The sequence below is a fragment of the Paragemmobacter ruber genome, from assembly GCF_009908315.1.
In the GTDB taxonomy this organism is placed as follows: Bacteria; Pseudomonadota; Alphaproteobacteria; order Rhodobacterales; family Rhodobacteraceae; genus Paragemmobacter; species Paragemmobacter ruber.
The window spans coordinates 1-369 of the sequence record NZ_JAAATW010000021.1; the positions used below are offsets into that span (position 1 = coordinate 1).

1 tRNA gene is annotated in these 369 nt (G+C 58.8%); it reads left to right on the top strand.

Annotated elements, in window-relative coordinates:
• Positions 1–47: 47 nt before the first annotated feature.
• A tRNA-Met gene (locus tag GU920_RS19270) sits at positions 48–124 on the top strand.
• Positions 125–369 lie beyond the last annotated feature (245 nt).

Consider the following 369-nt stretch of genomic DNA (forward strand, 5'->3'; position numbering starts at 1 on the left):
TCCTCTCCCTAAGCGATAACAAAACAGTCAAGTCAGACACCACCTGTCGCGGGGTGGAGCAGCCCGGTAGCTCGTCAGGCTCATAACCTGAAGGCCGCAGGTTCAAATCCTGCCCCCGCAACCAAAAAACTACAACGATATCAATGACCTGCGCCCCGCCAAACAGCGGGGCTTTCTGCTGTCCGAACCGCGGGTCAACTCGAAGGGATGGGGCAGAGGCGGGGCGGTGGGGCCACACACTCTGACCTGCCACGGGATTTTTCCTCCATCTGCGATTAGAGTCCGGCCCATGGAGAGGACGGACGATGAAGAAGGCACGACTGACGGAAGAGCAGATCATTGGCATCTTGCAGGAGCATGAGGCGGGTG